The organism is Companilactobacillus nuruki (genome assembly GCF_002872255.1).
GTDB lineage: Bacteria > Bacillota > Bacilli > Lactobacillales > Lactobacillaceae > Companilactobacillus > Companilactobacillus nuruki.
The window spans coordinates 1-9,547 of the sequence record NZ_NIPR01000049.1 but is presented as its reverse complement, the minus strand read 5'-3'; the positions used below and the strand labels follow the sequence as shown (position 1 = coordinate 9,547).

The following is a 9,547-nucleotide window of genomic DNA, read 5'->3' as shown; positions in this document are numbered from 1 at the left end:
GGATTAATTTTACAATCTACCATAAAATAAAGGAACCGAAACAAAATGTGATTTTTGATCCGGTTCCTTTGTTTATATCTTTAACATGCAAATTGCAAATTAGTACGTTTTTGCTTTTTTATGGTAAGCAAATCTTTCTCTCCAACTTAACCGTTTTCTTTCTTATCTGGTAAAGCTAACCATTTTGAAGTGTCAGACCGCTTTTAGCATCAAACAGATAAATATTAGAATTACGAATATAAAGATCTAATTTTTTGTGGCTATCATCATTAGGAATTCTTTTAGGCGTTTGAGTCACAATATTAACACCATCTTTAGTTTTTAGATAGACAAGCGTATGGCCGCCCATGTATTCAGCCAGATTTTTACTTGCAGAAAGTACAAAAAATCCCTCTTTTTGTGCAGAATTCTCAGGAGCTGTATCATTATCTCCTGACTTTTTTACCTGCGTTACTTTCTCAGGCCGAAATCCAAGTACAATCTCTCTTTTATCCGTTGGCAAAACTTCTTTTTTCACGAATTCACTAAGGTCATAATTTACACCACCTGAATTAAAAATTCCCTTGTTCGAAAGAGTACCCTTTAAAATATTCATGCTGGGAGACCCGATAAAACGAGCAACGAAGAGGTTACGCGGGTTATCATAAAGTTCTTCAGGTTTACCATACTGCTGTACCACTCCGTCTCGCATGATCAAGATTTTATCCGCCATTGCCATCGCCTCAGCTTGATCATGCGTTACATAAATCGTTACAGTTCCAAGCTGCTTATGTAGCTCGATAATATCCTGCCTCGTTGAAACACGTAACTTCGCATCTAAATTAGAAAGCGGCTCGTCCATTAAAAAGACTTCAGGTGCGCGCACCATTGCACGCCCTAAAGCAACTCTTTGTCGCTGCCCACCAGAAAGCTGCGCGGGTTTACGAGCCAAATAGTCTGTGAGATTAAGCTTTTGTGCTGCTTCCTTGACCCGTGAATCAATTTCACTTTTAGAAAATTTACTAATTTTTAAGTTGAACGCCATGTTATTGTAAACAGTCATATGTGGATATAATGCATAATCTTGAAAAACCATTGCAATGCTGCGCTTTTGCGGTGGAATATTATCGAAGCGCTTTCCATCTACATTAATTTTTCCCTTTGTAACTTCTTCCAAACCTGAAAAGCAACGCAATAGTGTAGACTTACCACAACCTGATGGTCCAATAATTGCAACAAATTCCGTGTCATCAATCTCAAGATTGATATCCTTTAGGGTGTCATTTTCCGCATTATCATAACGCTTATAAAGGTGTTCGATTTGAATCTTACTCATAAGAAACGCCTCCTAGAGTTTATTCTTTGCTTTTGTTTCTGCAGTGATTCATAATAAAAACATAAAATTTAGGTAAGAAAGAATGGTGCTCTTGACAAACAATTGACAATGAATCGGGGCGGAAGACATGAAAAAAAGATTTTTTAAAATCGCTAAGCTAACTTTTATGTTGAGTTTATCATTAATTGTCTTAACAGGTTGTAGTTTTAGCTCGCAAAGGGAAAAAAATTCAAAAATTACACTTAACTTTTTTAATCAAAAGCCTGAAATAACCGCACAATATCAAAAATTAGCGCGGATGTATCATGCTAAACATCCCAACGTCAATATCCAAATTACTACTTCAGGTCAAGGCGGTGGGGCCGCTGCTTTACAAGCGAAGTTTGCCTCTGGGGAAGCTCCAGATATTATTATGCTTGGCGGGCTACCTGAAATAGATCGGTATAAGGATCATTTGATTAATCTAAAAGATCTTAAGGCAAGTAAAAACATAGTACCAAATCTTGTTAGCGGTGGAATTTCAAATAAACGTATGGTTGGAATTCCAGTCGATCTTGAGGCTTATGGCTGGTCGTATAACAAAGCTGTGTTCGCTAAGGCTGGGATTGATGCCTCAAAGATCAATAACTATTCTGAATTTTTGAAAGCGGTTGAAAAACTCAATTCAGAAAAAAAGAAGATTGGAATCGATGCCGTTTTCGGCTTTAACGGAGCTGATACCAATTCAATTGCTTCTGTTTCAGCACAATTTACTTCTCTGCCGTACAACAATAATCTTGTCAAAGCTTTCAAAAGCAAAACTTTCCCTTGGAAATACGAGAGGCAAATGAAAAATTATTATGATCTCGTAAAAAAATATAATGTACAACCGATTCTTTCAGTTAAATATGATCCTTCTGTCCAATACCTTTTTTTCAATGGTAAAGTTTCTATGATACCTCAAGGAAATTGGATTATTCCGACGCTTGATGGTCTGGAAAAGGGATACGTGCAAAAAAATCTTGGCATGTTACCGTTCTTTGTTAAAAATGATGGTACTGACCGTCTTTTGACCGGTTCCTCATGGTATTTAGGAATCACTAAAGATCATCCCAAGCGGCAAAAAGCTGCTAAAGATTTTATTAACTGGATGTATACTTCAAAAGAAGCTGAGAACGTAATCATTAACGAAATGCGTTTCGTTCCTGCAACTAAAAACTTTGATGTTTCGAGGCTGCCTGATGATCTTTCTAAACAAATTTATCGGATCGGCACTTCCAAAAACGCACAATCTCCTGTTCACAAACAGTACCCGAATGGCTTTACTAACCAAGCACTTGGGCCATATATACAGCGCTATTTTGTAAATGGGATCTCTTGGAAAGAATTGAAAAAGGAAACATCGGCTAAATATCGACAGCTCAGGGAAATCCAAAGTGGGGAGTGATAAAAATGCTTATCAAAAAACATCAATATCTGGCTTTTGTTTTACCAGCAGTTTTCTTTATACTATTGATTATTGTCGTACCATTTCTGATAGGAATTTATTATTCCTTTACCGATTCCAATGGTTTACGCTCTTCTTTTATTGGTTGGAAAAACTTTGAAGTCCTTTTTCAAGACTCCACCTTTCTGCAGAGTTTTTGGCTAACAGTTAAATTTTCTTTTGTTTCAGTAATTCTAATTAACTTAGTCGGTTTGGCTTTTGCGTTAATCGTCACCAGTCACAACAACAGACTCACAAAATCACTCAGAACCATCTTCTTCATGCCAAATCTGATCGGCGGAATACTACTTGGTTTTATCTGGCAATTCATTTTTACTTCTGCTTTTCAGGCAATTGCCGCTGCTTTTCATCTTGACTTTTTCAAAGGTTGGTTGAGCAACCCTTCAACAGGCTTTTGGGGGATAGTAATTCTGTTTGTTTGGCAGATGAGCGGTTATATTATGTTAATCTATATTTCTTTCTTGAATGCAATTCCTAAGAATACCATTCAAGCAGCTGTTCTAGACGGTGCAAAAGCAACCCAGATTTTCTTTTTCATCAAGCTGCCACAATTGGCGCCAGCCTTTACAATCAGTCTATTTCTAACACTTGCCAACTCGTTTAAACTCTATGAGCAAAACTTAGCACTTACAAATGGTGGCCCATACCGCTCCACAGAGATGATTTCGATGTATATTTATAATACTGCTTTTGTAAACTTCCAGCAGGGATACGCTCAGGCAGCCGGAATTATCCTTTTCCTTTGTGTAACCATTGTTTCCTTTATTCAATTAGCACTTTCAAGAAAGCGGGAGGGATAGAAGATGAAAAAATCAACTAAAATCTTACTTGGCTTTCTTTTTGGAATCATTGCCCTATTCTGGTTCTACCCCTTTATCATTGTTATTATCAATGCTTTAAAGGGAAAAAGGGGAATTTTTCAAAACCCGTTATGGTTTACACGGGACTTTACGTTTTCAAATTTCAAAACTGCTTACCAGGCGCTTGATTTTACAAGCAGTTTCTTTAACTCTTTAGTTATCACAGTAGCCAGTGTCATTGTAATCACATTGGTTTCGGCAGCTGCTGCCTATGCTCTTTCTCGTGTTAAAGGGCCTTTCAGTTCAATTCTCTACTATCTTTGTGCCGGAACTATGCTGATCCCTTTTCAGTCAATTATGATCCCGCTTCTTTCACTTTTTGGCAAAGTTAATTTCCTTAACAGAACGAGTCTGGTCATTATGAACACCGGGTTATCAGTAAGCCTCTCAATTATTCTTTTTTATGGGGCTTTTCAAGGAGTCTCAAAAACTCTTGACGAAGCTGCTGCTTTAGATGGAGCCTATCCTTTTAAAACCTTTGTTTATATTATCTTTCCAGCGGTCAGCCCAATGACAGGTACAGTTGTTATCTTGAATGCAATGAAAATATGGAATGACTACCTGTTACCATCACTAGTTGTTAATAAAGATGGCATGTACACGATTCCACTTAAGATGTATTCTTTCTTCGGTGAAACAAACAGCCAATGGCAATTAGCCTTAGCCGGACTTGTTTTGTCAATGGTTCCGATTATTATTCTGTTCCTCCTATTGCAAAAACAAGTCATGACAAGTGTGACAGAAGGAGCTATCAAGTAAAGATTGGATTTAATCTAAATAAAAATAGTACAAGAGACCAGGTCAATCTGACCTGGTCTCTTGTACTATTTTTGTAATGTTCATATTATTCAGCAGTTGGATCCTCTGGACTTAATTACTCATAATTAAACTCAGACTATGTGCATAGTTTACCATTAATACCTTCCTGTTAACCTTTACGCTTGTTATTTATAATCAACATCTTACGATCAAATCAGTAAAAATAATTTGTATTTGCGGACTTGTCTCGACTAAAAATTCTGGGCGCCTTTGAAGAACCAACACTTGCTGAGAATCAATTGATTTTAATGCTTCAATAACCCCATTTTTAACGGCTGCAGTAACTTTTAAGCATTCGCCCACATTTTTTGCTGCTTGATGATATCGACTATTAACAATTAGACAATAAATTTTTTCTTTCTAAAAGGCTGCAATTTTTTCGGATGACAATCCAGTAATAATTTCTTCTACTAGTTTGACTGTATCAGCAAAATCTTGGTAAGCTACCATTCCATAATTAGTATGTTCATACCGGACTGGAATTCCGATACAGATTGTTGGAATCCCCTCGTAAGTGACGATAAGCGGGCCATTTCAATTGCTACGGAACAAGCGGAAAAATGGTATCAACATCGCTCTGATTTAAAAGACGACACTCCATTCAAGAAGAATTTAAGGAGGCATAGCTAATGCTATCACTTTTGGAAAAACACCCAAACAAAATTACTCCTCATATACCAATAGAAAAGCCTAAAAAGCAATTACCACAAAGATTTCCAGGAAAGACTCCACCTGAAAACCCCAAAATAAATCCAGAAAAAATATACCCTGAAAAACAACCTGAAGAGCCGGTTAGGCGTGATTAATAAGCCGTTTATGTTAGATTACAAATTCCAATTTGAAGGGGGCCACATAAATCAGAGTGAATTCCCATGAGGCATACTAAATACAATATTGGAGACTACGTTTTAAATTGCAAATAATTCGGATTAAATTTGTAATCTACCTATTAAGTAAAGAAAATAGGGACCCTTTCAGTTAACATGTGCTAACCAAAAGGGGGCCCTATTTTCTTTTAATACCGTATTTCACACGGTATCGAATAAAGGTCGTCCGTTTAATTCCTGTATTACGGGCAACATCGACATCACTCATGCCTGCCTGATAAAGTTTAAAAGCATGTTGCAAGCGGGGATCGTCTTGGGTGTATTGGGGTTTGCGCCCATGATATTTACCCTGCTGCTTAGCTAAGGCAATCCCTTGCTGCTGGCGCTCAATGATTCGCTTACGTTCACTTTCGGCCTGATACTTATAGAGTTCAATAATCAAGTTGGTCATCAGTTGACGTAAATTTGGGTCAGCAATCCCTGTCATGGACGGCAAATTTAACACATCTAGGGTGGCCCCCTTATTTTGAATGGTGTTCATGATCTTAGTTAAATCCTGATTGTTTCGGCCCAAGCGATCTAGTTCAGTGACCAGGACAATATCACCCTCGCGGATATAAGCCAGCAGTTTTTGCAGTTCAGGTCGATTGGTGTTAGCCCCACTTAACTTATCCGTAAATAATTTATCAACGTCTTTTAAAGCCGCTAACTGCCGATCTAAATGTTGCTCCTTGGAACTCACGCGCGCATAACCAATTTTAGCCATTTTCAGATCTCCTTTTGGACAGTTCTAATGAACATTTATAATTCCTAGTATAGCATAGAAACAAAAACGGCCAATAGGGTATACCCTATTGGCTAGATTGGTTTAGTCAAACAAAAATCTTAATTGGTTCCTTATAAGAGCATATAATTCCATCATCACAACTGTCCTGCTTTAATTATGGTAAAGGTGGTGATGATTTGCGATTTATATCTAAGGCATTAAAGGCATTAATAGTAGTTTTTATTATCCTTGCATTTCCTTTATCCATAGTTCTTGTCTTTAAAAATTGGTCAACGGCCATTGGTACTAGTACACCCATGTCATTAAAGCTTGGTTGGTTGGAGCAGTACGAACAGATATACCTCTTTTGGAGTGGAGTAATTCTGGCGGTACTGTTAATTATTTTTTTGCTTATCACACTTTTTTGGCCACGGTCACAATCATTATATCTTCATCAAAAGTCTGATGGTCAAGTAACCGTCAGTAAGAAAGCTATTGAACATTTTGCGCTTTCAGCACTTCAACATGAACCCTTTATTGGCAACCCCAAGGTATCATCTAAGTTATCACGAAAAGGGATCACACTTAAAATATCGGGTGATCTACTAAATTCAGTCAATGCCAAGAAACAGACTGCAAATTTTCTTAATCAATTAAAAAAAGATTTGCGTATTTGTCTTGGAATTTCTGAAAAGAAAAAAATTAAAATCAGACTCGTTGATTTTAATGAGTTGGACGCTAATGTGCATAAATCTCGAGTTATCTAGGAGGTGATATCGTGACCGAACTCATTAAAGCCTATTTTTGGCCACTAATTGGTGGAATTATGGGATTGCTCTTAGCGGTCCTTATCATCACTGTTGGATTTTTCAAGACGCTTTTTGTTTTGATTTTTATGGCAATCGGGATTACCGCGGGTTATTATATTCAAAAAACTGGTATCTTAACAAATGTTTTTAAATAACTGTTTGAATTATAAGGAGGAAAAATTATGCAGAATGTAACGCCAAGTGAGAAAACAACAACTAACGAGAAGTCTGGTGTTAAAGGCAATTTAACATTTGATGATAAGGTTATTCAAAAGATCATTGGTATCGCACTTTCTGAAGTAGATGGCTTATTAACCGTAGATGGCGGCTTTTTCTCAAATGTTGCTGAAAAACTAGTTAATACTTCAGATGTCACATCAGGAATTGATGTAGAGGTTGGAAAAAAGCAGGTTGCAGTGGATCTCGACATTGTTGCTGAATACGGCATTGATATTTCTAAACTGTATGACAAGATCAAAAATGTTATCGTTCGGGAAGTAAAGAATATGACCGAATTAGAAGTAATTGAGGTAAATGTGAATGTTGTTGATGTCAAGACAAAGGAGCAACATGAAAAAGATTCGATTTCTCTGCAAGATCGCGTGAGCGATGTCACAGACAAAACGAAGGAATCCGTCAGTAAGGGCGCAAAGAAATCGAAGGAAACATTAGGTGACAGCGTTGATAAAGTAACGTCTGACAATAAATCTAGTCGTGTTAAATAAGGGAGTGAGTATATATGGGAATTATTTGGTCATTAATCGTCGGGGCAATCATTGGTGCCATTGCTGGCGCAATCACTAACCGTGGTGCTGCTATGGGCTGGATTGCAAACATCGTAGCTGGTTTAATCGGTGCGTGGATTGGCCAAGGGCTCCTTGGCACTTGGGGCCCTTCGTTAGCTGGCATGGCATTGATACCATCGATCATTGGGGCAATTATTTTAGTTCTGATTGTTTCATTAGTTGTTGGTCGAACCAGTAAAAAGTAAGGGGGAATTTTATGGACGTCTTGAAAAATGTATTTAAGTTTATGATCGCTTCTACGCTCATTGTAGGTGGTGTCCTCATCGGTGGCACCGTCTTGGCTGCTAAGAAAGTAGATGGCATTGGTGATACATTGCAACAAAAATTACATGGATAATTAGCCAAATTTATCTGTATTAGGCTTCTTAGAACGTAAATAATTGAGCAATTGAAGATCAGTTAATCAATATTTAAATTGGGAAGATAACCCTTTATAAATATAGATTGGAATTTTTTTGATAATTAATCAAAGCAGGCACTTTTTTACATAGGTGCTTGCTTTTATTTATCTATACATTATGACCTAGCAGTTAAAAACTGTTTTTACAGATATGAATATAGTATTCTTACTGATTCTTTAATTTTATATTTGGTTAAAGAGCTAGGCTGCCTGTATAATAGATCCAGTAGAGAAGTTAAGGCGGTGGCTATTTCCAATCGGAGGTGGTGCTTATGGTGTTAAACCTTTAAAGCCCATAAGGTAGATTGCAAATGTTTTCAGCTTAATTTGGCTAGTCAGGGAGGCATTGGAATATATGCCAAACGGCAGTAGCATCATAACAACTAACTCTATTCAAGCAGAAGATCCTTCAGCATATTTAATTGATTATGCAGGGACTAAGGCTGCAATTAAAAATACAACGTTTGGGTTAGCAAAACAATTAGCTCAGCGAGGCATTCGTGTCAATAGTGTTGCTCCAGGTCCTATTTGGACACCGTTGCAAGTGGTAGGAGGACAATTAGCAGAAAATATACCTACGTTTGGTAAGGATACTCCCCTAGGTAGAGCTGGGCAACCCTCTGAAGTAGCCGGAGCATATGTTTTTCTGGCTTCAGATGCGGCTAGTTATATAACAGCTACATCTATCAATGTTACGGGGGGCTAATTTAATTAAATTTCTTTTTTATATCTACGCGTATCTACGCGAGAATTCTAATTTTATCCAAGGTATAGAGGGTGCTAAAGAATGAGTATAAATAAGCAAAAAATTTCGAGAAACAAAGTGTTAAATCTATTAACTTTATTCCAACTCTTAATAAGTTTATACCAAGTCATTAAGACCATTAAAAAGGGAAAATAAATGAAGTGCCCTAAAATTGTTAGACATAATCTAACAACTTTAGGAGCACTTTTTTTATGACCAAATACTCTTCAGAATTCAAAGTTAAATTAGTAAATGAATATTTTGATAGACAAATTTCTATACTTGGATTATCGAAAAAATATGGAATGCCTAGTAAATCACCGATTTATCGCTGGGTCCATGAAGCGGAAGCAAATGGACTTAATTATTTGATAACCAAAAAATCCCATAAAGAATATTCTCAAGATTTCAAATTATCCGTGATAGAATATCATAAACTACATGAGATCAGTCGCCTTGATACTGTAATTTATTTCAAAATATCACCTAGCCAGGTTAATTCATGGATATATAGATACAATCACTACGGTGTTATTGGATTAAGGCGTCGTCCCAGACCGTTAATGGCCAAGAAAAAGAAGAAGCAAACACGTTTAAATCCCACTTTTATTATTGAAACATTTATGAAATAAATAGCATGCACAGGAATATTGTGAATTTGTTCAACAGCTTTGATAGTATGGTTTCCTTGCCTCACACCCTTGATAAGGTTAT

The 9,547-nt window shown here is 36.9% G+C and carries 14 protein-coding genes and 1 pseudogene; 11 read left to right on the top strand and 4 right to left on the bottom strand.

The annotated features are described in order from the left end of the window. Window positions 1-175: 175 nt before the first annotated feature. Complete coding sequence (locus tag CBP76_RS10370; RefSeq protein ID WP_102196801.1) at window positions 176-1,315, bottom strand: ABC transporter ATP-binding protein; 1,140 nt, start codon at window positions 1,313-1,315, stop codon at window positions 176-178. Window positions 1,316-1,442: 127 nt separating this feature from the next. On the opposite strand from CBP76_RS10370, the gene CBP76_RS10365 reads away from it, so the two are divergent. From CBP76_RS10365 to CBP76_RS10355, 3 genes are read left to right on the top strand one after another with little or no spacing between them, the layout of a single operon-like run. Continuing rightward, window positions 1,443-2,741, top strand: a complete 1,299-nt coding sequence (locus CBP76_RS10365) for an ABC transporter substrate-binding protein (protein WP_102196800.1) — start codon at window positions 1,443-1,445, stop codon at window positions 2,739-2,741. Window positions 2,742-2,746: 5 nt separating this feature from the next. Beyond that, window positions 2,747-3,601 (top strand): carbohydrate ABC transporter permease, encoded by an 855-nt coding sequence (locus CBP76_RS10360; protein ID WP_021355944.1) that lies wholly within the window; start codon window positions 2,747-2,749, stop codon window positions 3,599-3,601. Between the two features lie 3 nt (window positions 3,602-3,604). Beyond that, complete coding sequence (locus CBP76_RS10355) at window positions 3,605-4,420, top strand: carbohydrate ABC transporter permease (protein ID WP_011668823.1); 816 nt, start codon at window positions 3,605-3,607, stop codon at window positions 4,418-4,420. A gap of 195 nt (window positions 4,421-4,615) precedes the next feature. Here CBP76_RS10355 and CBP76_RS13660 read toward each other — a convergent pair whose 3' ends face one another. Both CBP76_RS13660 and CBP76_RS13035 read right to left on the bottom strand, forming a co-directional pair. Continuing rightward, a complete protein-coding gene (locus tag CBP76_RS13660; RefSeq protein WP_225363841.1) occupies window positions 4,616-4,819 on the bottom strand; it encodes a gamma-glutamyl-gamma-aminobutyrate hydrolase family protein in 204 nt (67 codons plus the stop codon). 21 nt (window positions 4,820-4,840) lie between these two features. Next, the gene (locus tag CBP76_RS13035) at window positions 4,841-4,963 is read right to left on the bottom strand and encodes a hypothetical protein (RefSeq protein WP_245865750.1); all 123 of its coding nucleotides are present in this window, start codon (window positions 4,961-4,963) and stop codon (window positions 4,841-4,843) included. Between the two features lie 146 nt (window positions 4,964-5,109). On the opposite strand from CBP76_RS13035, the gene CBP76_RS13235 reads away from it, so the two are divergent. Next, on the top strand, window positions 5,110-5,286 hold the full coding sequence (locus tag CBP76_RS13235; RefSeq protein ID WP_166667256.1) for a hypothetical protein: 177 nt from the start codon (window positions 5,110-5,112) through the stop codon (window positions 5,284-5,286). Between the two features lie 199 nt (window positions 5,287-5,485). Here CBP76_RS13235 and CBP76_RS10350 read toward each other — a convergent pair whose 3' ends face one another. Beyond that, window positions 5,486-6,073, bottom strand: a complete 588-nt coding sequence (locus tag CBP76_RS10350) for a recombinase family protein (RefSeq protein ID WP_102196799.1) — start codon at window positions 6,071-6,073, stop codon at window positions 5,486-5,488. Window positions 6,074-6,270: 197 nt separating this feature from the next. On the opposite strand from CBP76_RS10350, the gene amaP reads away from it, so the two are divergent. The 7 genes and pseudogenes from amaP to CBP76_RS10315 all read left to right on the top strand — a co-directional run bounded on the left by amaP (window position 6,271) and on the right by CBP76_RS10315 (window position 9,465). Next, a complete protein-coding gene (gene amaP, locus CBP76_RS10345; RefSeq protein ID WP_102196798.1) occupies window positions 6,271-6,840 on the top strand; it encodes an alkaline shock response membrane anchor protein AmaP in 570 nt (189 codons plus the stop codon). An 11-nt stretch (window positions 6,841-6,851) separates the two neighbouring features. Further along, window positions 6,852-7,037 (top strand): DUF2273 domain-containing protein, encoded by a 186-nt coding sequence (locus CBP76_RS10340; RefSeq protein WP_041500090.1) that lies wholly within the window; start codon window positions 6,852-6,854, stop codon window positions 7,035-7,037. Window positions 7,038-7,064: 27 nt separating this feature from the next. Beyond that, window positions 7,065-7,607, top strand: coding sequence for an Asp23/Gls24 family envelope stress response protein (locus CBP76_RS10335; protein WP_102196797.1), 543 nt, complete (start codon window positions 7,065-7,067; stop codon window positions 7,605-7,607). A 14-nt stretch (window positions 7,608-7,621) separates the two neighbouring features. Further along, window positions 7,622-7,873, top strand: coding sequence for a GlsB/YeaQ/YmgE family stress response membrane protein (locus tag CBP76_RS10330; RefSeq protein ID WP_102196796.1), 252 nt, complete (start codon window positions 7,622-7,624; stop codon window positions 7,871-7,873). Between the two features lie 11 nt (window positions 7,874-7,884). Beyond that, on the top strand, window positions 7,885-8,025 hold the full coding sequence (locus CBP76_RS10325; protein WP_081539454.1) for a hypothetical protein: 141 nt from the start codon (window positions 7,885-7,887) through the stop codon (window positions 8,023-8,025). Between the two features lie 373 nt (window positions 8,026-8,398). Further along, window positions 8,399-8,794: pseudogene (locus CBP76_RS10320) on the top strand (SDR family oxidoreductase); the annotation flags it as partial. Between the two features lie 251 nt (window positions 8,795-9,045). After that, window positions 9,046-9,465, top strand: a complete 420-nt coding sequence (locus CBP76_RS10315) for a helix-turn-helix domain-containing protein (protein ID WP_102196794.1) — start codon at window positions 9,046-9,048, stop codon at window positions 9,463-9,465. The last annotated feature ends 82 nt before the right edge of the window (window positions 9,466-9,547 follow it).

Excerpts from the sequence above, each read along its gene's own strand:
- CBP76_RS13235 (WP_166667256.1), top strand. The coding sequence starts at position 5,110 with ATGCTATCACTTTTGGAAAAACACCCAAACAAAATTACTCCTCATATA.
- CBP76_RS10315 (WP_102196794.1), top strand. The coding sequence starts at position 9,046 with ATGACCAAATACTCTTCAGAATTCAAAGTTAAATTAGTAAATGAATAT.
- CBP76_RS10355 (WP_011668823.1), top strand. The coding sequence starts at position 3,605 with ATGAAAAAATCAACTAAAATCTTACTTGGCTTTCTTTTTGGAATCATT.
- CBP76_RS10370 (WP_102196801.1), bottom strand. The coding sequence starts at position 1,315 with ATGAGTAAGATTCAAATCGAACACCTTTATAAGCGTTATGATAATGCG.
- CBP76_RS10335 (WP_102196797.1), top strand. The coding sequence starts at position 7,065 with ATGCAGAATGTAACGCCAAGTGAGAAAACAACAACTAACGAGAAGTCT.
- CBP76_RS10360 (WP_021355944.1), top strand. The coding sequence starts at position 2,747 with ATGCTTATCAAAAAACATCAATATCTGGCTTTTGTTTTACCAGCAGTT.
- CBP76_RS10365 (WP_102196800.1), top strand. The coding sequence starts at position 1,443 with ATGAAAAAAAGATTTTTTAAAATCGCTAAGCTAACTTTTATGTTGAGT.
- CBP76_RS10330 (WP_102196796.1), top strand. The coding sequence starts at position 7,622 with ATGGGAATTATTTGGTCATTAATCGTCGGGGCAATCATTGGTGCCATT.
- CBP76_RS10325 (WP_081539454.1), top strand. The coding sequence starts at position 7,885 with ATGGACGTCTTGAAAAATGTATTTAAGTTTATGATCGCTTCTACGCTC.
- CBP76_RS10350 (WP_102196799.1), bottom strand. The coding sequence starts at position 6,073 with ATGGCTAAAATTGGTTATGCGCGCGTGAGTTCCAAGGAGCAACATTTA.